The 22,768-nt window shown below is 68.9% G+C and carries 18 protein-coding genes; 13 read left to right on the forward strand and 5 right to left on the reverse strand.

Features of this window, described 5'->3' with window-relative positions; genetic code table 11:
• Window positions 1-6 precede the first annotated feature (6 nt).
• The 3 genes from ACXJ1Y_RS13370 (at window position 7) to ACXJ1Y_RS13380 (ending at window position 3,469) form a co-directional block, all read left to right on the forward strand.
• Window positions 7-1,293, forward strand: coding sequence for a glycosyltransferase family 61 protein (locus ACXJ1Y_RS13370; protein WP_463846729.1), 1,287 nt, complete (start codon window positions 7-9; stop codon window positions 1,291-1,293).
• A 68-nt stretch (window positions 1,294-1,361) separates the two neighbouring features.
• Window positions 1,362-2,114, forward strand: a complete 753-nt coding sequence (locus ACXJ1Y_RS13375; RefSeq protein ID WP_463846730.1) for a class I SAM-dependent methyltransferase — start codon at window positions 1,362-1,364, stop codon at window positions 2,112-2,114.
• Window positions 2,115-2,446: 332 nt separating this feature from the next.
• A complete protein-coding gene (locus ACXJ1Y_RS13380) occupies window positions 2,447-3,469 on the forward strand; it encodes a glycosyltransferase family 61 protein (RefSeq protein ID WP_463846731.1) in 1,023 nt (340 codons plus the stop codon).
• Between the two features lie 51 nt (window positions 3,470-3,520).
• On the opposite strand, the gene ACXJ1Y_RS13385 is transcribed toward ACXJ1Y_RS13380, so the two are convergent.
• A complete protein-coding gene (locus tag ACXJ1Y_RS13385; protein WP_463846732.1) occupies window positions 3,521-5,140 on the reverse strand; it encodes a phosphoenolpyruvate carboxykinase in 1,620 nt (539 codons plus the stop codon).
• Between the two features lie 359 nt (window positions 5,141-5,499).
• On the opposite strand from ACXJ1Y_RS13385, the gene recR reads away from it, so the two are divergent.
• From recR to truA, 4 genes are all read left to right on the forward strand, one after another.
• The gene (gene recR / locus ACXJ1Y_RS13390) at window positions 5,500-6,105 is read left to right on the forward strand and encodes a recombination mediator RecR (RefSeq protein ID WP_463846733.1); all 606 of its coding nucleotides are present in this window, start codon (window positions 5,500-5,502) and stop codon (window positions 6,103-6,105) included.
• Window positions 6,106-6,193: 88 nt separating this feature from the next.
• Entirely contained in the window at window positions 6,194-6,709 is a 516-nt protein-coding gene (locus ACXJ1Y_RS13395; RefSeq protein WP_463846734.1) for a peptide deformylase, read from the forward strand.
• Window positions 6,710-6,716: 7 nt separating this feature from the next.
• On the forward strand, window positions 6,717-7,646 hold the full coding sequence (fmt, locus tag ACXJ1Y_RS13400) for a methionyl-tRNA formyltransferase (RefSeq protein ID WP_463846735.1): 930 nt from the start codon (window positions 6,717-6,719) through the stop codon (window positions 7,644-7,646).
• On the forward strand, window positions 7,646-8,407 hold the full coding sequence (gene truA, locus ACXJ1Y_RS13405; protein ID WP_463846736.1) for a tRNA pseudouridine(38-40) synthase TruA: 762 nt from the start codon (window positions 7,646-7,648) through the stop codon (window positions 8,405-8,407). Before fmt ends, truA begins: the two co-directional genes overlap by 1 nt.
• On the opposite strand, the gene dapE is transcribed toward truA, so the two are convergent.
• The 3 genes from dapE to ACXJ1Y_RS13420 all read right to left on the reverse strand — a co-directional run bounded on the left by dapE (window position 8,389) and on the right by ACXJ1Y_RS13420 (window position 13,162).
• Window positions 8,389-9,552: a succinyl-diaminopimelate desuccinylase gene (dapE, locus tag ACXJ1Y_RS13410; RefSeq protein WP_463846737.1), complete on the reverse strand. Its 1,164-nt coding sequence runs from the start codon at window positions 9,550-9,552 to the stop codon at window positions 8,389-8,391. The genes truA and dapE overlap by 19 nt on opposite strands.
• 10 nt (window positions 9,553-9,562) lie before the next feature.
• Window positions 9,563-11,878, reverse strand: coding sequence for an amylo-alpha-1,6-glucosidase (locus ACXJ1Y_RS13415; protein WP_463846738.1), 2,316 nt, complete (start codon window positions 11,876-11,878; stop codon window positions 9,563-9,565).
• A 153-nt stretch (window positions 11,879-12,031) separates the two neighbouring features.
• A complete protein-coding gene (locus tag ACXJ1Y_RS13420) occupies window positions 12,032-13,162 on the reverse strand; it encodes a glycosyltransferase family 4 protein (protein WP_463846739.1) in 1,131 nt (376 codons plus the stop codon).
• Between the two features lie 371 nt (window positions 13,163-13,533).
• Here ACXJ1Y_RS13420 and rpmI point away from each other — a divergent pair, with 371 nt between their 5' ends.
• The 6 genes from rpmI (at window position 13,534) to chrA (ending at window position 20,084) form a co-directional block, all read left to right on the forward strand.
• Window positions 13,534-13,737 (forward strand): 50S ribosomal protein L35, encoded by a 204-nt coding sequence (rpmI, locus tag ACXJ1Y_RS13425; protein WP_007561407.1) that lies wholly within the window; start codon window positions 13,534-13,536, stop codon window positions 13,735-13,737.
• Between the two features lie 49 nt (window positions 13,738-13,786).
• On the forward strand, window positions 13,787-14,167 hold the full coding sequence (gene rplT / locus ACXJ1Y_RS13430; RefSeq protein WP_463846740.1) for a 50S ribosomal protein L20: 381 nt from the start codon (window positions 13,787-13,789) through the stop codon (window positions 14,165-14,167).
• A 148-nt stretch (window positions 14,168-14,315) separates the two neighbouring features.
• A complete protein-coding gene (gene pheS, locus ACXJ1Y_RS13435) occupies window positions 14,316-15,398 on the forward strand; it encodes a phenylalanine--tRNA ligase subunit alpha (protein ID WP_463846741.1) in 1,083 nt (360 codons plus the stop codon).
• 47 nt (window positions 15,399-15,445) lie between these two features.
• Window positions 15,446-17,866 (forward strand): phenylalanine--tRNA ligase subunit beta, encoded by a 2,421-nt coding sequence (pheT, locus tag ACXJ1Y_RS13440; RefSeq protein ID WP_463846742.1) that lies wholly within the window; start codon window positions 15,446-15,448, stop codon window positions 17,864-17,866.
• Window positions 17,863-18,735, forward strand: coding sequence for a DUF1186 domain-containing protein (locus tag ACXJ1Y_RS13445; protein ID WP_463846743.1), 873 nt, complete (start codon window positions 17,863-17,865; stop codon window positions 18,733-18,735). The genes pheT and ACXJ1Y_RS13445 overlap by 4 nt, the downstream gene beginning before the upstream one ends.
• Window positions 18,732-20,084, forward strand: a complete 1,353-nt coding sequence (gene chrA, locus ACXJ1Y_RS13450; RefSeq protein WP_463846744.1) for a chromate efflux transporter — start codon at window positions 18,732-18,734, stop codon at window positions 20,082-20,084. Before ACXJ1Y_RS13445 ends, chrA begins: the two co-directional genes overlap by 4 nt.
• Window positions 20,085-20,088: 4 nt before the next feature.
• On the opposite strand, the gene ACXJ1Y_RS13455 is transcribed toward chrA, so the two are convergent.
• Window positions 20,089-22,758, reverse strand: a complete 2,670-nt coding sequence (locus ACXJ1Y_RS13455; protein ID WP_463846745.1) for a TIGR02302 family protein — start codon at window positions 22,756-22,758, stop codon at window positions 20,089-20,091.
• Window positions 22,759-22,768: the final 10 nt, after the last annotated feature.

Genomic DNA, 22,768 nt, shown 5'->3' on the forward strand with positions numbered 1-22,768 from the left:
CGTCCCATGCCATCCGACGCGGGTGTGTCGTGCCAAGTCGGCGACGGCATTCCCGCCGAAGCACTCGTCTTCTCTTGCCCCGAGGCGGCCACCCACGCCGAAGCCAGTTTTGGCGGGGCCACGGATCTGCATGCGTCCCTGCTATCGCGTCCGAACACTCGGACGCGGGTGGTGGAAACCCTGTTTCCGGCCTGCCGCTATGACCGCCCGCCACCGGCCCATCTCGGAGGTCGTGATCAGGCGGGTGTCGCAGCTATCGCGCACCACTTCGCGGACGTCGGCGACCGACACCGTTCGCTGCCGGCGACACTCCTGTGCGTGTCGTCGGACATCCGATTGAGTGGCGATGTACTCCATTATCGCGAGAACGGGGCGCTGCGCGTTCTCTACGAGACCTGCCGCATCACCGAACGCCACGTGATCCGGGCGCCCGGATTGAACGAGGATCGGATTGACCACTGGTTCGACGATGGGGTCGTCCACCTTCTTCTCGCCTCGGCCGGCTCATTCAATTACGGCCACTGGCTGATCGACGACATGCCACGTCTCGAAGCCTACTTTGCCCTCCGCCGACGGCATCCGAGGGAGGTAATCTCGATCGCCCTGCCCTCCTACGATGCGCATATGGATGAGGTCCGGCGGCGGATGATCGCGCTGTATCTTGGCCCGCAGGCGAACTTTCGCACGGTCTTCCTCGCGCGTGACAAGGTCTATGCCTTCGCCCGGCTGTACCATGTGACTCCCTGCAGTCTCGAACCGGTCCTCAAGTCACCCGAGGCGACGGCGGCGATGCGTGCGCGCCTCATCGCGGAGACACGGTTCGCGAGGGCTCGATACACTTTCGAACGCTTGCTCCCCCCGGCTCGAGGAGAGACCTGGAACAGCGGACAGCGCCTGTTCGTGGACCGAGCGGTCAGGCGGGGCCGAACGCTCACCAATCGAGACGAGATCGTCGCTTTCGTGAAGACGCGTGGCTTCGACATCATCGATCCGGAAGCTCTCTCCCCCCGGCAGCAGGTTGTGCGCTTCGCCAGGGCCAGGACCATCGCCGGGATCATGGGCGCCGCGATGACTAACGTCGTCTTCTGTCAACCCGGCAGCCGTGTCCTCGACATTGCACCCGATCCAGAATGGACGGACCCGTTCTTCTGGGATCTCTCGGCGATCTGCGGCCATCGCTACTGCGCGGTCTATGGACAATGGGCAGAGTCCGAAGTGCCAGCGGCGCGGCGCAATTTCACGCTTCCGCTCGACGTGATGGCCGACGCCATCGCCGCGCTGGAGGCGGATTGACATCGGCGTGTCGGCTTCCCTTTTGAAACTCATTAATCTATTTATGGCAACAAAGAGGATGGCAATCTATGGCTGCATCGACAATCAAACACACAGCTATGCCACGCGGATTTACGGGTGCAAACTATATCGATTTTATCGAATCAATATCACGCAAGCGCGAGACCCGAAATTATCTGGAGATCGGCGTCCATTACGGCCATATGCTGTGCCGCGTCGGCTGCGATACCGCGGTGGGGATCGATCCGTCCTACGTGTTGCAAGAGGACGTAACGCGTGACAAGCGGCGGACCTTTCTGCACCGGATGTCCAGCGACCGGTTCTTCGCCGAAACCGACGTTCGGGTGATGCTAGGTGCGGGCTTCGACCTCGCCTTCCTCGACGGCCTTCACCAGTTTGAGTACCTTCTGCGGGACTTCTACAACACCGAAGCGGTAAGCGAGCCCAACGGCCTGATCATACTGCACGATTGCATGCCGCTGAACGGAGCGATGACTGTCCGTGACCCGGCCCTCGAACGTAGCGACGAGTTCAAGCAAATGTGGACCGGCGACGTCTGGAAGCTGATTCCTATTTTGCGCGAGTACCGCCCGGATCTCACGATACAACTTGTCGATTGCCCGCCCACGGGGCTCGTCTGCATCACCGACCTGGATCCTGACAACCGCGTCCTCAAGGAACGGTACGGCGAGATCGTCCGCGAGCATCACACCATTCCGAGCAACGAGGATCGCATCGTGCAAATGTACCGGCAGAACCCAGTAATGCGTTCCACCGACATCCTGAACGGCCTCGATCACACGCTATTTTTTCCAATTTGAGGTAGGTGAAAGATCTGACGCCCTTTTCTTGCGATCGACGCGTGGCTGAATATCCAGAAACAGAACCCGGAGGGGCGGAAAATATACCCCTTCTCCCCCGCCCAATCGGATCCCACGTCCCGAAGGACAGCCTCGTCTTTTCGTGCGCCGAGGCCATTACGGGAACCGAGACGGATTTCGGGAACCACCCGGACCTCTTTGCGGCCATGAAGGCACGGCCGAACCCTCGTACCAGGGCGGTCGCGCCACTTTATCCCGCTTACACCTATGCGCGACCCACTCCGCGATACCTGGGTGGAACCGAGCCGGAGGCGGTAGATCGGATTGCCCAGATGGGACGGGACATCGACGCGGCCTTCCGGACCATGCCGCCGTCCTATGTCTGCGAGTCCCGTGATGTGCGCATCAATGGCGACATCATCCATTTCCACGAGGAGGGGCAGCTCCGGATCCTCTACGAGACTTGCCGCTTCAACGATGCTCCCTCGGCGGAGGGTTCACGCGCATACGACCCTCGGGTTGACGAGTGGCCCAACGAATCGGGGGTCTACCTCCATCTCGCCTCGGTCGGGTCGCATAATTACGGGCATTGGCTAACCGACGACCTGCCGCGCCTGCGCGCTTTCTACATGTTGCGGCACATCTATCCGAATAGAACGATCACGATCGTCACGCCTTCCTACAACATAACCATTGATGAGGTTCGCCTTCGGACGATCCGCCTGTTCCTCGGCTGGGATACCGATTGGCACGTCCTGTTCCTGAACCGCGAGAAGGTCTACGGCTTCAACCTGCTCTACCATGTCACGCCGTGCTGCTATCAGCCGGTCGCAAAATCCCCGGCCGCGATCGGATCGGTGCGGCACCTGTTGCGCCGGAACACCAGTGTCGCCAGACGGCGGGCGCTGATGGAGCGTATGAAGACGGCGCCTCTCGACACGCTCAGGGGCGCCGGGCGCCGGATCTTCATCGACCGGCAGCCATTCCGCGGGCGCGCGATCGTGAACCGCGCTGAGATCATGGCTATCCTGCAGAAGCGTGGCTTCGAGATCCTCGATCCCGAGACGATGAGCCCGACCGAGCAGGTCGTCCGCTTTGCGTACGCGAATGTCGTGGTCGGCATCATGGGGGCGGCCATGACCAACACGATATTCTGCCGGCCGGGGACGCGTGTGGTCCACCTGTCGCCGGATGCCACGGGCTGGCCCGATCCGTTCTTCTACGATCTCGCCTCTGTCTGCGACCACCGCTACGCAGCGATATACGGGCAGTGGATCCCCTCCGACGAAGCCTCACGCCTGTGGAACTTCACCCTTGACCCGGATTTGCTGGAGGAGGCGCTGCGGCGGGTCTGACGCGGGCTGCGATGGCAAGCGGCGGCGCCCCGTGGGACGCCGCCTGTCGGATCAGGCCGCGATGGCCTGGGCGCTCGGGCCGGCGGCGCGGACATCCGCGTCGACGTGGTTCTCGAAGCGCTTGAAGTTGTCCTCGAACATCTTCACGAGGCGGGCCGCCGTCTCGACGAAGGCGCTCTTGTTGCCCCAGGTCTTCACCGGCTGGAGGATGTGCGGCTCGACGCCCGGGACGAAGACCGGCACCGCGAAACCGAAATACGGGTCGCGGCGGAACTCGGCGTTCGAGAGCGAACCGTCGAGGGCGGCGGCCAGCAGGCGGCGGGTGACGCGGATCGGCATGCGGCGGCCGGTGCCGACGCCGCCACCGGTCCAGCCGGTGTTGACGAGCCAGCAATCGACGCTGTGCTTGGCGATCAGGTCGCGCAGCAGGTTGCCGTAGGTGCTCGGGTGGCGGGGCATGAACGGCGCGCCGAAGCAGGTCGAGAAGGTCGCCTCGGGGCCGGTCAGGCCGCGCTCGGTGCCGGCCACCTTGGCGGTGTAGCCCGAGAGGAAGTGGTACATCGCCTCGGCGCCGGTCAGCTTGGCGATCGGCGGCATCACGCCGAACGCGTCGCAGGTCAGCATCACGATGTTCTTCGGATGCCCGGCCCGGCCGGTGCTGCTGGCGTTGGCGATGAAGTCTAGCGGGTAGGCGCAGCGGGTGTTCTCGGTGCGCGAGGCGTCGTCGAAGTCCGGCACGCGCGTCAGCGGGTCGATGACGACGTTCTCCATCACCGTGCCGAAGCGCTCGGTGGTGGCGTAGATCTCGGGCTCGGCGTTCCGCGAGAGGCGGATCGTCTTGGCGTAGCAGCCGCCCTCGAAGTTGAAGATGCCCTCGTTCGACCAGCCGTGCTCGTCGTCACCGAGCAATTGGCGCGAGGAATCGTTCGAGAGGGTGGTCTTGCCGGTGCCCGACAGGCCGAAGAAGATCGCCGAGCCGCCCTCGGCGTCGAGGGCCGCGTTGGCCGAGCAGTGCATCGGCATCACGCCCTGCTTGGGCAGCGTGTAGTTCAGGTAGGTGAAGACCGACTTCTTCATCTCGCCGGCGTAGGCCGAGCCGCCGATCAGCACGAGCTTCTTGGCGAAGTCGATGGCGATGACGGTCTTGGAGCGGCAGCCGTGCCGGGCCGGGTCGGCCTGGAAGCTCGGCAGGTCGATGATCGTCAGGTCGGGGGTGTAGCCGGCGAGCTCGGAATGGTCCGGCCGGATCAGCAGGTTGCGGATGAACAGCGAGTGCCACGCGAACTCGGTGAACACCCGGGCCTTCACCCGGTGGGCCGGATCGGCGCCGCCGTAGAGGTCCTGGGCGAACAGTTCCTTGCCCTCGGCGTGCTTCAGGAAATCCTGGCGCAGGGTCTCGAACTGCTCCGGCGTGATGGCGCCGTTGTTGTCCCACCAGATCTCGTTCTCGGTGGAGGCGTCCCGCACCACGAACTTGTCCTTGGGCGAGCGGCCGGTATGCGAGCCGGTGGTGGCGACGAAGGCGCCGCCGCGGGCGAGCTGGCCCTCCTTGCGGGTCAGCGCCTCCTCGTAGAGCCGGGGGGCCTCGAAGTTCCAGTGAACCGCCTTCAGCTCCCGGAAGCCGGCAGCCTCAGCGCCGTGGGCCGCGTTGAAATCACCGATGTTGTTCAAAAGCGAATCTCCCGGGCACCTGCGCACGGCGCACCCTGACAAGCGGACGGCAAGGCCGTCACACGGCTCTTCCGTTGCGTAGACGGCAAAGCGTCGCCGTCAATATGACCTTCGTAGGGGCCTCGCAACGTCGCCTGAGCCCAATTATATCAATGCGGCCCAAACGTCATGGCGATCAGCATAGCAACTCGCCAGTAACCTGAACGGAGGGAGCCCCTCCAACACCATTACAAAATCCACGAAGTCTATCGCGACATGCTGGATATTGCCGAATCCGCTTCTTCGCGCCGCACCCGCTTCCCCTTGGGCCAGGAGCGTTCTAGACGGAATGCCGATCCGCCGGAGACCCACGAGACCCGATGCCTCAAGCCGTCGCCGGCCCGGAGATCGAACGCCTGATCCAGTTGCTGGGCCGGATGCCGGGGTTGGGCCCGCGCTCCGCCCGCCGGGCCGCGCTCCAACTCATCAAGAAGCGGGACACGCTCCTCGCGCCGCTGGCCGAGGCCATGCGGGTCGCCTCCGAGCGGATCGTCGTCTGCTCGAATTGCGGCAACGTCGATACCAGCGAGCCCTGCACCGTCTGCCGCGACCCCGGCCGCGATCCGACGACCCTCGTGGTGGTGGAGGACGTGTCGGACCTCTGGGCGCTCGAACGCTCCGGGGCGGTGAAGGCGCGCTACCATGTGCTCGGCGGCGTCCTCTCCGCCCTCGACGGGGTGCGGCCGGAGCACCTGAACATCGCACGCCTCGTGGAGCGGGCGGCCGACCCGGCGGTGAGCGAGGTGATCCTCGCGCTGAACGCCACCGTGGATGGGCAGACGACCGCCCATTACATCACGGAGGCGATCCGGCATCTCGACCGAAGGATCACCCGCCTCGCGCACGGCGTGCCGGTGGGCGGTGAACTCGACTATCTCGACGAGGGCACCCTCTCGGCGGCGATCCGCAGCCGGACGGTGTTCTAGACCCGGCGGTATTTGACCACCCTCGGGTGCCGCCATATTGCCACAACTGATTAGGGCGCCCTCTTCCGGCGCCACGCCGGTAGACGCCATGACCATTCGCCCCCTCGTCATCCTGCCCGATCCGCGCCTGAAGCTCGTCTCCGAGCCGGTCGGTCCGATCACCGACGAGATCCGCACCCTCGTCGCCGACATGCTGGAGACCATGTACGACGCGCCGGGCGTCGGGTTGGCCGCGATCCAGATCGGCGTGGCCAAGCGCGTCGTCACCATCGACACCTCGAAGGAGGAGGGCGTGCGTGAGCCGCGCGTCTTCATCGATCCCGAGATCGTCTGGGCGTCCGAGGAGAAGCGCGTCTACGACGAGGGCTGCCTCTCGATCCCGGAATACTATTCCGAGGTGGAGCGCCCGGACCGCGTGAGCGTGAAGTTCCGCGACCTCGACGGCAAGGAGCAGGAGATCGCGGCCGACGGCCTGCTCGCCACCTGCATCCAGCACGAGATCGACCACCTCAACGGCGTGCTGTTCATCGACCACCTGTCGAAGCTGAAGCGCGACCGGGTGATGAAGAAGTTCACGAAGGCCGCCAAGCGCGACGCGGCCTGATCCCGCCATGCGCGTCGTCTTCATGGGCACCCCGGATTTCGCGGTGCCGACCCTGGCGCGGCTGGCGGCGGACGGGCACGCCATCGCCGCCGTCTACACCCGCGCCCCGGCGCGGGCCGGGCGCGGCATGGCCTTGCGCCCCTCCCCCGTCCACGCCCTGGCCGACAGCCTCGGCGCCCCCGTCCTGACGCCCGCGACGCTGCGCACGCCGGAGGCCGCCGAGACCTTCGCCGGCCATGGCGCCGACGTCGCGGTGGTGGTGGCCTACGGGATGCTACTGCCGCAGGCGATCCTCGACCTGCCCCGCCATGGCTGCCTCAATCTGCATGGCTCGCTGCTGCCGCGCTGGCGGGGCGCCGCGCCGATCCATCGGGCGGTGATGGCGGGCGATGACGAGAGCGGCATCGGGGTGATGCGGATGGAAGCCGGGCTCGACACCGGCCCCGTCGCCCTGGAGGCCCGGGTGCCGATCACGGCGGGGATGACGGCCGGCGCGTTGCACGATGCGCTGATGCCGGTCGGCGCCGGGCTGATGTCCGATGCGCTGAAGGCCCTCGACGGCGGGGGCCTCACCTTCACGCCGCAACCCGAGGAGGGCGTGGTCTACGCCCACAAGATCACCAACGAGGAGGCGCGGATCGACTGGTCGCGCGATGCCGCGACGGTGGCCGCGCACATCAACGGCCTGTCGCCCTTCCCCGGCGCCTTCCTGGAGGCCGATCTCGGCAAGGGGCCGGAGCGGGTGAAGGTGCTGCGCGCCCGCCCCGCCGAGGGCGAGGGCGAGCCCGGCACCCTCCTCGACGGCGAGGCGACCATCGCCTGCGGCTCGGGCGCCGTACGGCTCCTCGAAACGCGCCGGGCCGGCAAGGGCGGCAGCGCCACCGGCGGCGAGTTCGTGCGCGGCGCGCGTCTGGTACCGGGCGCGCGCCTCGGCTGATGCCCCGCTACAAGCTCGTCATCGAATACGACGGCGGCCCGTTCTGCGGCTGGCAGCGCCAGAGCGACGACCCGACCGTGCAGGGCGCCATCGAGGCGGCGGTGACGCGGTTCTCAGGTGAGGCGGCCCGCCTCACCTGCGCGGGGCGAACGGATGCCGGCGTCCACGCGACGCATCAGGTCGCCCATCTCGACCTCGCCAAGGAATGGCGGACGGATACGGTGCGCGACGCCCTGAACGCGCATCTGCGTCCGCGTCCGGTGGCGGTGATCGCGGCCGAGATCGTGCCCGAGACCTTCGACGCGCGGCATTCGGCGATCCGCCGGCACTACCGCTACCGCATCCTCAACCGGCGCAGCCCGGCGGCGCTTACCCGCGCCCATGTCTGGCACGTCCCCTGGCCACTCGACGCGGAGTTGATGCACGCGGCCGCGCAGAGGCTCACCGGCCTGCACGACTTCACCGCCTTCCGCGCCGCCGAGTGCCAAGCGAACAGCCCCGTGCGCACCCTCGAAAAGCTCGACGTGAGCCAGCAATGGATGGGCCAGCACGGGGAGATCGTGATCGAGACCTGCGCCCGCTCCTTCCTGCACCATCAGGTGCGGGCGATGGTCGGCACGTTGATGCTGGCGGGATGCCGCCGGCTCTCGGCCGACGACGTGGCCGACATCCTCGCCACGGGTGACAAGACCCGCTGCGGCCCCCTTGCGCCGGCCTGCGGGCTCACCTTCGTGGGGGTGGATTACGAGGCTGGGAAGTAGGCGTCGAGCACTCGGCCGTAGATCGCCGTCAGCCGCTCGATGTCGGCGACCGCGACGCACTCATCGACCTGATGCATCGTCTCGCCGACGAGGCCGAACTCGATCACCGGGCAGACATCCTTGATGAAGCGCGCATCCGAGGTGCCGCCGGTGGTGGAGAGCACCGGGGTCAGGCCGGTCTCGGCGCGGATCGCCTCCGAGACGAGATCCACGAAGGCGTTCGGCCGGGTCAGGAAGGCCGGCGAGTTCGAGGGCTGCAGGTCGAGGAGGTAGCGCACCGAATTGCCGGCCGCCTTGTCCAGGCGGCGGCGGATCTCGGCGCCGAGGCTGTCGCCCGTCCAGTCATCGTTGAAGCGGATGTTGAACACCGCCCGCGCGGTCGCCGGGATGACGTTGGTCGCCGCGTTGCCGACGTCGATCGTCGTGAATTCGAGGTTCGAGGCGTCGAAATGCGCGCTGCCGCCGTCGAGCGGTTCGGCGATCAGCGCCGTGGTCAGGCGCAGGAGGCCGGGAATCGGGTTCTCGGCCTTGTGCGGATAGGCGACGTGGCCCTGCCGGCCGAGCACCGTGAGCTTTCCGGTGAGCGAGCCCCGCCGGCCGATCTTGATCATCTCCCCAAGGGTGCCGGGGTTGGTCGGCTCGCCGAGGACGCAATGGTCGAAGCGCTCGCCCCGCGCCCGCGCCCAGTCGAGGAGCTTCACCGTGCCGTTCACGGCGGGCCCCTCCTCGTCCCCCGTGATGAGGAAGGCGATGGAGCCGGGGAAGGCGCCGCCGCGCTTCTCCACGAAGGCGAGGGCCGCCGCCATCATGCAGGCGACGCCGCCCTTCATGTCGGCCGCGCCGCGCCCGTAGAGCATCCCGCCCTCGATCACCGCGCCGAACGGGTCGTGCCGCCACGCGGCCGTCTCGCCCGTGGGCACCACGTCGGTGTGGCCCGCGAAGGCGAAGCACGGACCCTCGCGGCCGATCCGCGCGAACAGGTTCGGGGTGTCGGGATGGCCGGGTTCCGCGAAGACCGGCCGCTCCACCGTGAAGCCGGCCTCCGCCAACGCCCCCGCCACCACGCCGAGCGCCCCCGCATCCTCCGGGGTGACGGAGGGGCAGCGGATGAGGGCCTGGGCGAGGTCGAGGGCTGAGGCGGACACCGGCGACCCCTTACTTCATCACCACCACCCGCGCGTCGCCGTGGCGGCGCATCACGCTCACGGTGACGTCGCCGTCGTAGGATTGGAAGCGCAGGTCGAGCCGCGAATCGCGGAGCTTCACGTTGTACAGCGTCACCCCGTCGAGGAAGGCCGGCAGGATCGGGTTCTTCAACAGGACCCGGTTGCGGTCGTGGTCGAGTTCGAGGCCGAGGCAAGCCGCGAGGAAGGCGAAGGGCGCAGCCGCCGCCCAGGCCTGCGGGCTGCACGCCACCGGATAGGAGACCGGCCCGCGCTGAGGCCGGCGCATGAAGCCGCAGAACAGCTCCGGCAGCCGCTTCTGGTCCTGGTAGAGGGAGGTGTCGAACATCCCCTGGAAGATCCGCGCCGCCTCGGCCTTGCGGTCGTAGCGGGCGAGGCCCATCGCGATCAGCGCGTTGTCGTGGGGCCAGATCGAGCCGTTGTGGTACGACATCGGGTTGTAGCGCGCCTCGCCCTTGGCGATGGTGCGCACGCCCCAGCCGTTGAACCCGTCATTGCCGAGCAGGGTCTCCGCGACGCGGGCGGCCCGCTCCGGCTTGGCGATGCCGGTGAACAGGGCGTGGCCGGCATTGGACGAGCGCACGGCGCATTGCTTCTTCGCACCGTCGAGGGCGAGGGCGTAGGTGCCGATCTCCTCGTTCCAGAAGGCCTGATCGAACTTCTCGCGCAGGCTCTTGGCCTCGGCCGTCAGTTGCTCGGCCATGTCGTCGTGGCCGAGCAGGCCGGCGAGCTGACCCATGCCGTTCTTGGCGGCGTAGACGTAGCCCTGCACCTCGCACAGCGCGATCGGCCCCTTCGCGAGATGGCCGTCCGCGTGGAAGATCGAATCGTGGCTGTCCTTCCAGCCCTGGTTCTCCAGGCCCTTGTCGGTGTCGCGGGCGTATTCCACGAAGCCGTCGCCGTCGCGGTCGCCGTACTTGTTCATCCATTCGAGCGCGAGTTCGAGCGCCGGCCAGATGTCGCGGATCGTCTGCAGGTCGCCGGAGACGAGGTAGTATTCCCAGGCCAGCATCACGAAGAGCGGCGTGCCGTCGATGGTGCCGTAATAGTGCCGGAACGGCACCTCCCCGAGCATCGCCATCTCGCCGCGCCGGGTCTCGTGCAGCACCTTGCCGGGCTGCGCGTCGGCGGCCGGATCGACCGCCTTCGCCTGCGTGGCAGCGAGGTAGCGCAGGACGCCCCGGCCGAACTTCGGATCGATCCACAGGGCCATCATCGCGGTGATGATGCCGTCGCGGCCGAACACGGTGGAGTACCAGGGGATGCCGGCGAAGGGGTAGATGCCCTCCGGCGTGCGGCTCGCCAGCATGTAGAGGTCGGCGGTGGCGCGGCAGAGCCCCTCGTTGAACTGGTCGTTCGAGGAGATGATCGTGGTGATGCCGGCGGTTAGCGCCCGCAGGTCGCGGCGGGAATCGCGGTAGGCGCGGGCGAAGATCATGCCCTCGCCGAGGCCCTTCGGATGCTTGGGCGAGCCGCCGCCATTGGCCACCTGCGTCAGGCGCGCGGCGGCATCCTCGCCGACCATCGTCTCGGTCGGCGGCTTGGTGAAGGCGCGGTGCGATTCGAACACCACGCGGATGAACAGGGAGGTCTGTGAGCCGGGCGAGAGCGAGATCTCGAACTCGGCCTTGCCGGGCTCCAGCAAGGCGGGCTTCGGCCCGAAATGCAGGCTCGTGGTGCGCACCACGTCGTCGAGGCCGACATAGCGGAACTGCACCTCGGTGGGGCTCGCGACCTGCACGCCGCGCTTGCCGCGCTCCTTGCGGTCGGTGCCGCGCACCTCGAACAGGTCGCGGTAATCGGCGTCGAACGCCACGCTCACGCGCAGGCGGCGGTGCTTGGTGTCGTAGGAGCGGAGGCCGATCCGGTCGTAGCAGGCACCCCGGAACAGGAACTTGGTGCGCTCGATCGCCACCGTCTCGCGGGGGATCGAGGTCTCGTCATGGGCGTCGAGGCGGATGTCCGGCGTCGTCATGTCGACGCTGAGCGCGCCGTTGTCGTCCTGCATGACGGAGGAGAGCATCAGCGGCCGCTGGCCCTCGATCTTCACTTCGAGGCGGGAGAGGTAGCGCGTATCCTGGAAGTACAGGCCCTCGGGGCCGGGCTGCACACCGATGTCGCCGTAGGAATCGAGGACGCCGAAGGCTTCGCCGAACTTCAGCGAGCGCAGCGGGCGCTCGACCAGGGAGGTCTGCGCCTCGATGTGATAGGTCGGCAGAACCTCGTCCGCATCCTGAAATCCGTGGCCGAACGGGGTTTCCGTCGCGAGGTCTGTCTTTGCCGCCATGCAGGCTTCTCCGGGGATGTCGCGGAATCGAGAGGGCCGCCGCATCGGCCTCGATGCGGCGGCCCTGTCTCAAGCAGTCGGATGAGTCGCTTTCGCGACGCTAGGACGGGCGACCGGTCCCTCGCAAGCCCGGTGCCGCCCGAATTCGCGTCCTCAGGCCGGGAAAGCCGCCGCCGGCATGGCCGGGCGCGAGGACCCGTTCACGTCGCTCGGCACGGTCTTGAACGTGGCCTTCGGCAGGCGGATCACCTCGGCGGTGCGGGAGAGAAGCTCCTCGTAGGCCGCGACGTACTTCTGAACCATGCGCTCGGCGGTGAAGCCGCCCTCGAAGTGGCGGCGTACGCCCGCGCGGCTCATGGCCTTCACCTTCGCCACGGCGGCGACGGCATCGTCCATCGAATCGCAGAGCACGCCGCTCACGCCGTCGGCGATGACTTCGGGCACGGAGCCGTTGCGGAAGGCGATCACCGGCGTGCCGGCCGACATCGCCTCGATCATCACGAGGCCGAAGGGCTCCGGCCAGTCGATCGGGAAGGCGAGCGCCAGGGCGTTGCCGAGGAAGTCCTTCTTCTGCTCCTCGTTGATCTCACCGATGAACTCCACCAGCGGGTGGTGGATCATGGGCTCGATCACCTCGTTCCAGTAATCCTGGTCCGCCTTGTCGACCTTGGCGGCGATCTTGAGCGGCGTGCCCGAGCGGATGGCCATCTCGATGGCGCGGTCGGGGCGCTTCTCGGGGGAGATGCGCCCGAGGAAGGCGAGGTAGCCGCCCTTCGCCTCGGGGTAGTACGGGCAGTTCTGCGCCGGCAGGCCGTGATGGATCGTGGAGAGCCAGTTCACGTTCGGCGGCATCGGCAGGCGCTGGTTGTCGGAGATCGACACCAGGGGCATGCCCGTGAAGGTGCGGTAGACCGGCATGAAGTCCGGCACGTCGAGGCGACCGTGCATCGTGGTGATGCACTTGTGGTTCATGTCCTCGAACATTGGATACTGAAGCAGATCGATGTGGAAGTGCAGCACGTCGAACTCGTGCGCCCGACGATGCACCTGATGCAGCATTGCGAGGTGGCTCGCGGTATGGTCGCGGTAGCCGAGCAGGCGCAGGCCCTCCGGGGTGCAGGCCGCGAGCTTCGCCGACGTCTCCGAATCGCCGCTCGCGAACAGGGTCACGTCGTGGCCCTGGCGGACCAGTTCTTCCGTGATCCAGCTGACGACACGCTCGGTGCCGCCGTAGAACTTCGGAGGGACCGCCTCCGAGAGCGGAGCAATCTGAGCAATGCGCACGAAGTGTCTCCTTGGTGACCGACTTTGAGCGGGGTCTAACGAGATCGGCCTGAGCGGGACATGAATGAAACAGAAAGCCAAGGTTATGGTTCCTGCGCCCCCCTCGTCACGGCTGCGTGACCCCTGTCGGCCGCCCCTTCCCCGCTTTCCCCGGCATCCCTCCTGCCCGAGAAACCGGCTTGCATTTCGCGCGCCGTCACGAAGGCGTTGCCGGAACGGGCGGTTTCTGCCATAAGCCGCCCCGCGTTGGACCGCCCGGCCGATCAAGGGCTGCCGTGGCGGTTCATGCTGCTCCTTCAGAAGCATCATCGCGCAAACCCAACCCGGTCCTCGCGGGCCGAACCGGCGTTTCGCGCAACCAGGAGAGCCAAATGCCCAAGCTGAAGACGAAATCAGGCGCGAAGAAGCGCTTCAAGATCACCGGCACCGGCAAGGTGATGTACGCCCAGGCCGGCAAGCGCCACGGGATGATCAAGCGGACGACGAAGCAGATCCGCAACCTGCGCGGCACGACGACCCTGTTCGAGGGCGACGCCGCCAACGTGAAGAAGTACTTCCTGCCGAACGCGCGGTAAGTCTTCACACAAGCCGATACTGTCTGAGTCGAAATCCAGGAGATAACCGATGGCCCGCGTCAAACGCGGCGTGACCTCTCACGCCAAGCACAAGAAAGTCCTGAAGGCCGCCAAGGGCTATTACGGCCGGCGCAAGAATACCATCCGGATCGCCAAGCAGGCGGTCGAGAAGGGCATGCAGTATGCCTATCGCGACCGGAAGAATAAGAAGCGCACGTTCCGCGCCCTGTGGATCCAGCGCCTCAACGCCGCCGTCCGCGAGCATGGCCTGACCTATTCCCGCTTCATCGACGCCCTGGCGAAGTCCGGCATCGTCGTGGACCGGAAGGCCCTGTCCGAGCTCGCCATCCACGAGCCGGCCGCGTTCGCCGCCGTGGTGGAGAAGGCCAAGGCCGCGATTCCCGCCCAGCCGGAGAAGAAGGCCGCCTGAGCGGACCCTTCGCTGATGTGACGGAAGGCGCGGTGCCCGAGGGGTGCCGCGCCTTCGTCGTTTTTGGAGCCGCGCGGCTTGCATGAATGCGAGCGGCGCGCAAAAGCACACCCGTCGGCGGCACGGCCCCCGCGATCCGAATGAAGCGATGACCGATCTCGACAGCCTCGAACGCGATCTCCTGGCCCAGGTGTCCGCCGCCCCCGACGAGGGCGCCCTCGACGCCGTGCGCGTGGCCGCCCTGGGCAAGAAGGGCAGCGTCTCCGAACTCCTGAAGACGCTCGGCGCCATGACGCCGGACGAGCGCAAGGAGCGCGGCCCGCTCATCAATGGCCTGCGCGACCGGGTCGCCACCGCCCTGACGGCGCGCAAGACCGGCCTCGCGGAAGCCGCCCTCGAAGCACGCCTCGCCTCCGAGCGGATCGACGTCACCCTCCCCGGCCGGGAGGCGCCGGAGGCGCGCGGGCGGATCCACCCGATCAGCCAGGTGATCGACGAGGTGACGGCGATCTTCGCCGACATGGGCTTCGCGGTGGCGGAAGGGCCCGACATCGAGACGGACGAGCTGAACTTCACCGCCCTGAACTTCCCGCCCGGCCACCCGGCGCGGGAGATGCACGACACGTTCTTCCTGGCGCCCGACGCGAACGGCAAGCGCAAGGTGCTGCGCACGCACACCTCGCCGGTCCAGATCCGCACCATGCGGAGCCAGCAGCCGCCGATCCGGGTGATCATCCCCGGCCGCACCTACCGGCACGATTCCGACCAGACCCACACGCCGATGTTCCATCAGGTCGAGGGGCTGGTGATCGACACGGCGGCCAACATCGCCTCCCTGAAATGGGTGCTCGAAGAGTTCTGCAAGGCGTTCTTCGAGGTGGACGGGGTAAAGATGCGCTTCCGCCCCTCGTTCTTCCCCTTCACCGAGCCCTCGGCGGAGGTGGACATCCAGTGCTCGCGCAAGGGCGGCGAGATCCGCTTCGGCGAGGGCACCGACTGGCTGGAGATCCTAGGCTGCGGGATGGTCCACCCGAACGTGCTGCGCAATTGCGGGCTGGACCCGGACACGGTGCAGGGCTTCGCCTTCGGCGTCGGCCTCGACCGCATCGCCATGCTGAAATACGGCATGCCCGACCTGCGGCCGTTCTTCGAGGCGGATGTCCGCTGGCTGGATCATTACGGCTTCCGGCCCCTCGACGTGCCGAGCCTCGTGGGCGGGCTGACGGGCTAAAGACCCGCGCCGCACCCTCGACCGTCCCTCTTCCCGAGCCGCACCCTATGAAATTCACCCTCTCCTGGCTCAAGGATCACCTCGACACCGAGGCGTCCCTCGACACCGTCGCCGAGACCCTGACCCGCATCGGCCTGGAGGTCGAAGGGATCGAGGACAAGGCGGCGACGCTGAAGCCCTACGTCATCGCCCACGTCCTCACCGCCGAGCAGCACCCGAACGCCGACCGGCTGCGGGTCTGCTCCGTGGACACCGGCGAGGGCGCGCCCGTACAGGTGGTTTGCGGCGCGCCGAACGCGCGGGCGGGGATGCGTACCGTGTTCGCGCCCCCCGGCACCTACGTGCCCGGCAAGAACATCACCCTGTCGGTCGGCAACATCCGCGGCGTCGAGAGCCGGGGCATGCTCTGCTCGGCGGCCGAACTCGGCCTCGGCGAGGACCATGACGGCATCATCGACCTGACGACCGAGGCCCCCGCCGGCACGCCCTACGCCGCCTTCGCGGGGCTGGACGACCCGGTCATCGAGATCAACCTCACCCCGAACCGGCCGGATTGCACCTCGATCCATGGCATCGCCCGCGACCTCGCGGCGGCGGGGCTCGGCGTGCTGAAGCGCGAGACCGCGACGCAGATCCGGGGCGAGGGCTGCTGCCCTGTCACGGTCGTCCGCGACTTCGCGCCGGAGGATACCGGCCTGTGCCCGATGTTCGCCCTGCGCCTCGTGCGCGGCGTCAGGAACGGCCCCTCGCCCGAGTGGATGCAGGCTCGGCTGCGGGCCATCGGGCTCCGGCCGATCAACGCGCTGGTGGACATCACCAACTACATCACCTTCGACCGGGGCCGCCCGCTCCACGTCTTCGACGCCGCCAAGGTGAAGGGCGCGCTCACCATCCGCCGGGCGAAGGCGGGGGAGACGCTGCTCGCCCTCGACGGCAAGACCCACACGCTGACCGACGACACCGTGGTGATCGCCGACGAGGCCGGCATCGAATCCATCGCCGGCATCATGGGTGGCGAGGCGTCGGGCTGCGACGAGGGCACGACCGACGTGCTGATCGAATCGGCCCTGTGGGATCCGGCCAACATCGCCCAGAGCGGGCGGCGGCTCGGCATCGTCACGGATGCCCGCTACCGCTTCGAGCGGGGCGTCGATCCGCTCTCGACCGTTCCGGGCCTCGACCTGGCGACGCAGCTCGTCCTCGACCTCTGCGGCGGCACCGCCACCGAGGCGAGCGTCAGCGGCGAGCCGCCGGAGACCGAGCGGATCATCGACTTCCCCTGGACCGAGGTGCGCCGCCTCGCCGGGCTCGACCTGCCCCGGCCCGAGATGAAGGTGACGCTGGAGGCGCTGGGCTTCCACGTCTCCGGCACGGGCGACCGGGTGAAGGTGCTCACGCCGTCCTGGAGGCCGGATGTCGAGGGCAAGGCCGACCTCGTGGAGGAGGTGATCCGCATCGCCGGCCTCGACCGGATCGAGGCGAAGCCCCTCCCCCGCCCGGCGGGCGTCGGCCGTCCGCTGCTCACGCCCATGCAGAAGCGCACCCGCACCGCCAAGCGGGCCCTGGCGAGCCGGGGCCTGATGGAGGCGGTGACGTGGTCGTTCATCCCCCACCCCGACGCGACGCTGTTCGGCGGTGGCGGGGCGGACCTGAAGCTCGCCAACCCCATCGCCTCAGACCTGTCGGACATGCGCCCGAGCCTTGTGCCGGGGCTGCTGCGCGCCGCGCAGCGCAACGCCGACCGGAGCTACCCGGACGCCGCCCTGTTCGAGGTCGGCCAGTGCTTCGCAAACGACCAGCCGGAGGGCCAGACCACCCGCGCGGCGGGTGTCCGGCGCAACACCGCCGCCCTCCTCGGCGCCGGCCGGCACTGGGACGGCGCGACCCGCACCGTCGATGCCTTCGACGCCAAGGCCGATGCGATGGCGCTGCTCGCGAGCCTCGGCATCCCGACCGGCGGATTGCAGGTCACGGCCGGCGGCCCGGCCTGGCTGCATCCCGGCCGCTCCGGCACCCTGCGCTTCGGGCCGAAGACCGAGATCGGCTGGTTCGGCGAGGTCCACCCGCGCACGATGCAGGCCCTAGACCTCAAGGGCAGCCTCGTGGCCTTCGAGCTGATCCTCGACGCCCTGCCTCTGCCCAAGCACAAGCCGACCAAGGCGAAGCCGGCCCTCGCCCTCTCGGAATTCCAGCCGCTGACCCGCGACTTCGCCTTCGTGGTGGGCCGCGACGTGCCGGCGGGCGACGTCGTGAAGGCCGCGCAGAACGCCGAGCGCAAGCTCATCGCCGGGGTCGAGGTGTTCGACCTCTACGAGGGGCCGGGCGTGGCCGAGGGGTCGAAGTCCATCGCCGTCGCGGTGCGGCTGCAGCCCACCGACAAGACGCTGACGGACGCGGAGATCGAGGCGGTGAGCGCCAAGATCGTCGCCGAGGTCTCCAAGCGCACCGGGGCGAGCCTGCGCGCATGACGCCGCTCTCCGCGCTCATCGAGGATCTGGCGGCGGCGATCCACCTGCCGGCGCCGGCCCTGCGCAAGGCGCTGGAGCATCCCGAGGCCATCGCCGAGGCGACCCTCCCGCTCCTGAACGCGGCGGCCGAGGGCGAGGACCTCGACCAGGGACAGGCGAACCTCGTCTTCTGGGGCCTGCACCTCATGGCCTCGGCGCGGGATACGCGCGCCCTGGCGCCCCTCCTCGGCTTCCTGCGGCAGGACGGCGAGTTCATCGATGCGGTGCTGGGCGACGCCGTGACGGCGACGCTCTCGCGGGTGCTGGCGAGCCTCTACGACGGGCAGGCCGAGCCGCTGTTCCGCCTGATCCTCGATTCGAGCCTGGACGACGGCATCCGCGAGGCCATCCTCGCCGCCTGCACCTTCCTGTGCCTGGACGGCCGGATCGACCGCGACGCCCTGCACCGGGTGCTGGTGCGCTTCGATGACGCCAAGGCGTCGGTCGAAGGCGACAGCGGCTGGACCGCCTGGGAGGAGGCCATCGCCACCCTGGGCTTCCGCGACCTCGCCCCGAGGGTCGAGGCGGCGCGCAAGGACGGGCGGATCGACCCCGAGCACAGCGACCCGGACTGGTTCAAGGAGACCCTGCGCGAGGCCGAGCGCCACCCGCACGACAGGGAGCGCCTGCCGCCGGAACTCTACGGCTATCTGGACGACCCCGTCGCCGCCCTCGAATGGACCCGCGAGGGCTATGGCGAGCCCCAGCGCAACCCGTTCAAGGATGTCGGCCGGAACGATCCCTGCCCCTGCGGCTCCGGCCAGAAGTTCAAGAAATGCTGCCTCGGCAAGGTCGAGACCGAGGCGCCCTGGATACCCCCCGCCCCATGACGGAGCCGCCGTCCCATGGAGTGAGCCTGCGCGAGGCGACCTCCGTGTGGGCGCGGATCGCCGCCCTGTCCTTCGGCGGGCCGGCGGGGCAGATCGCGGTGATGCACCGGATCGTCGTGGAGGAGCGGCGCTGGGTCGATGAGGGCCGCTTCCTGCATGCCCTCAACGTCTGCATGCTGCTGCCCGGCCCGGAAGCGCAGCAACTCGCCACCTATCTCGGCTGGCTGATGCACCGGACGCTCGGCGGGGTGATCGCCGGGGTGCTGTTCGTGCTGCCGGGCGCCCTGTCGATCATGGCGCTGTCGATCATCTACGCCCTCTACGGGCAGGTGCCGGCCATCGGCGCGCTGTTCTTCGGGCTGAAGGCCGCCGTGCTGGCCATCGTGCTGCAGGCGGTGCTGCGGGTGGGCCGACGGGCCCTGCGGAGCCGGGCGCAATGGGCGCTGGCGGCCGCCTCCTTCCTCGGCATCTTCCTGTTCGGCATCCCCTTCCCGCTGATCGTGCTGGGCGCGGGGCTGATCGGCTACGTCGCGGCGCGCGCCGGCTCGACGGCCTTCGCGGGCACGGCGTCCCCGGCCCAGGCGACAAGCCTGCTCGGCGACACGCTGCCCGCCCATACCCGCGACCGGCGCGCGGCCTTCCGTATCGCCGCGATCTGCCTCGCCCTGTGGTTGGTGCCGGTGGGGGCGATCCTGCTGGCGCTCGGCTCCGGCGACGTGTTCGCGCGGATCGCGACCTTCTTCTCGACCATGGCCGTCGTGACCTTCGGCGGGGCCTATGCCGCCCTCGCCTACGTGGCGCAGCAGGCGGTGGAGAGCTTCCACTGGCTCTCGGCGCGGGAAATGCTCGACGGGCTCGGCCTCGCGGAGACGACGCCGGGGCCGCTCATCATGGTGATGCAGTTCGTCGCCTTCATTGGGGCCTATCGCAACCCCGGCGATCTCGCGCCGCTCGTGTCCGGCATCCTCGGCGGGCTGCTCGCCACCTGGGTGACGTTCGTGCCCTGCTTCCTGTTCGTGTTCCTCGCCGCCCCCTTCGCCGAGGCGTTGCGCGGCAACGCACGGGTGGTCGGCGCACTGAACGCCGTGACGGCGGCGGTGGTGGGGGTGATCCTCAACCTCGCGGTGTGGTTCTCCCTGCACACGATCTTCCGGGAGGTGCAGCCCGTGCGTGCCCCCGGCTTCGCCTTTGACGTGCCGGTCCTGTCGAGCCTCGATCCGGCGGCGCTCGTCCTGTCGCTTGCCGCCATCGTCGCGACGCTGCGGTTCGGCGCGGGGCTCGCCACCGTCCTCGGCGGCTGCGCGGCGGCGGGGCTGCTGCTCCACCTCGCCGGCTACGCGACGGGCTGAACGCTCAGTTCCGCCGAAGCAGCCGTTCGAAGTAATCCAGCTCCTCCTGCGGCCGGCTCGGATCGCCGAGCTTGCGCCGCAGCTCCTCCATGATCCGGCGGGCGCGCTGAACGGCCGATTCGTCGGCGGTCGGCACGCGGACGCGGCCGTCGCTCATGTCCTTGCCGCGCGTCGGGCGGCCGAGCGGGTCGTCGTCGCGGGCGCCGGCCTGGCCCTCCTGGCCCGGCTGCTGGCCCTCGCCCTGCTGGCCTTCGCCCTGGGCCTGGGCCATCTCCTGCATCTGCTGCGCCATGCCCTCGGCCCCGCGCTGGAGCCCGTCGAGGGCGCGGCCCTGGGCCTCGACGGCATCGCCTTCCTGGCCGTCCTTCAGCGCCTGCTCGGCATCGCGCATGGCCTGCTCGGCATCGTCGAGCCCCTGCTCGCCGCGCATGCCGTTCTCCTTCATGCGCTGTTCGAGTTCCTGAAGGCGCTCCCGCAGGGCCTGCTGCCGGTCGCCGGGGCTGCCACCCTGCTGGCCCTGCTGCTTCTTCCCGCCCTGCTGGCCTTGCTGGCCCTGTTGCCCCTGCTGACCTTGTTGGCCCTGCTGCTGCTGTTGCTGGCCGCCGCGCTGGCCCTGCTGCTGCTCGCCCCGGTTCGACGGACGCTGCTGGCCGTTGCGCGGCTGCTGGCCATCCTTGAACGTCTCGTCGCGCAGCTCCTGCTGGTCGCGGGTCATCTGGTCGAGGTCGCGCATCTGCTTCTGCATCTGCTTGGCGGCCTCGTTGCCCTGCTGGCCCTTCTGCGCCGTCTGCAGGTTTTCCAGGACGTTGCGCAGTTGCTCCATCAGGCGCTGCGCCTCGGCGGTGTCGCCGCGCTGCATGGCGTCGGCCATGTCCTGGATCATCTTGTTGAGATCGTCAGGCGTGACCGACTTCGCGTTCTTCTGATCGCCGCGCTGCTGCTCCTGGCTCTGCTGGTTCGGGTCGCGGCCCTGCTTCTGGGCCATTTCGTTCAGGAACTTGTCGAGGGCCTGCTTCAGGTCCTGCGTCAGGCGCTTGATCTCCTCGTCCGGCGCGTTCCGGTCGATGGCCTCCTTCAGCCGGTCCTGGGCCTGCCGCAACTGCTTCTCGGCATCGGACAGGTCGCCGTCCTCGATCTTGAGGGCCATCTCCCAAAGAAGGTCGGCGACCTCCGTGAGTTCGGCATCGGTCCTGGCCCGGCGCAGGCGGTTCGTCGCCGTGCGCAGGCCGAGGAAGATCGCCGGCTGCGGGGTGAACAGGTTCGGCGCGATGAGCAGGGCGTCGAGCCCGGCCTGGACGCGCGGACGGCCGCCGTCGGGCTCGGTGACGAGGCGGCGGCGTTCCTCGGCGAGGGAGCGCGCGAGGGGATCGCGGAACGGGCGGCCCGGCAGGGTCATCTCGCTGACGGGGGTGGTGCCCTCCTGCCCGGCCTCGTCCTTCACGACGATGTGGAAGCGCACCCGCGCGCCGGCCCAGGGGTTGTCGGTGAGGTCCACCAGGGACTTCGTGTCCGCCTGCCCGCTCGGATCGGAGGGCAGCGCCAGCGCGATATGCGGCGGCGGCACAAGCGAGCGGCCGGGCTTCAGCGGCTGCACCAGCCCCTCGGCGGAGGCGATGCCGTAATCGTCCTTGGCGCGGTAGGTCAGGTTGAACGTGCCGCGCCCGTTCACCTCCGGCCCGCCCACGAGCGTGACCTCGGGGGCGGTGTCGGGGATCGCGTCGATGGTCAGGCGCTGCGAACCGGCGGGGGTGGCGAGCGTCAGGTCGGCCGCGCCGGTGACGCGGAAGCGCTCCTCGCGCAAATCCGGACGCGGGGCCTGCCCCGGCACGGACACGAGGCCGCGCGCGGGGGTGAGGTTCGTGTGCGCGCCCTGCCCCTCGCCCGCGATGCGGACGATGAGTTGCGAGTTCACGGGCGCCCGCAGGTGCTGGTCGCCCGCGCCGATGGAGATCAGCAGGGGCGGCATCCGCGTGTAGAGCGGCGGGTCGATCCAGGCATCGACGCGGAAATTCGGGCCGGGGGCCGGCGGGGCGCTCCAGTCGAAGGCGGCGGTGAGGCGCTGGCGCCATTCCGGCCCCGCGACGAACAGGGCGGCGGCGGCGGCCACGATCAGCCCGGCGCGGAACGCGTAGGGGTCGCGCCGCACCATGCCGGGCTTCGGACGGCCGACCCGGAGGGCCGCTACCGCCCGCGCGGCCCGCGCCCGGTGCAACTCCCACAGGGCGCGGCTGCCCGCGTCGCCCGTGCCGACGGCGAGCACGTCCTCCGCCGCCGAGGCGGGGCCGTGGGCGAAGATCGGATCGCGGCCGGCGGCCTCCCGGTCGAGCCGGGCGAGCGCGGCGCTGCGGCCGGGGCGCGGCAGGCGGACGAGGGGGATCAGCGTGGCGACGAAGGCCAGGGCGAAGAGGCCGAGGCCGATCTTCCGCCAGAGCGGCGGGAGGTCGAGCCACAGCCCGGCCCAGGACAGGGCGAGGAAGGCGAGGACGAGGCCGAGGCTGCGCCACAGGATCGGCCACGCGGCCTCCCACAGGACGACGGCCTTCGCCTGGGCGACGAGGCGATCGAGCCGTGCGGCCTCGCCGGACTTCGTCCGCCGGCCGTCCGCTCCGTCACCGCGTTGGCTGCTTGTCACGCTGCCCGATCCGCCGTTCCGCTCCGGCGCCGCAGCGCCCATCCACCGAGGT

Source organism: Methylobacterium sp. TK26 (genome assembly GCF_055361565.1).